1 pseudogene is annotated in these 287 nt (G+C 60.3%); it reads left to right on the forward strand.

The features are described from left to right. Positions 1-17: 17 nt before the first annotated feature. Positions 18-287: pseudogene (locus tag A6V29_RS10205) on the forward strand (hypothetical protein); the annotation flags it as partial.

Consider the following 287-nt stretch of genomic DNA (forward strand, 5'->3'; position numbering starts at 1 on the left):
ATGTCCATGGCATCGCCGTGCTGTTCGACGTCGTCTACAATCATGCCGGCGGCGGTTTTGACGAGAACAGTATCTGGTTCTTCGACCGCCAGCCTTACGGCGATCCCAATCGCAGCCTGTATTTCACCGACCAGGGCTGGGCTGGCGGGCAGGTGTTCGCCTATTGGAATGCCGATGTGCGGCAGTACCTCGTCGACAACGCCATCATGTTCTATCGCGAATATCACGCCGACGGCCTGCGCTTCGACGAGGTCAGCGTGATGGATCGCTTCGGCGGCTGGGCGACC

It is taken from the genome of Blastococcus sp. CCUG 61487 (assembly GCF_005222955.1).
Classification (GTDB): Bacteria; Actinomycetota; Actinomycetes; order Mycobacteriales; family Geodermatophilaceae; genus Blastococcus.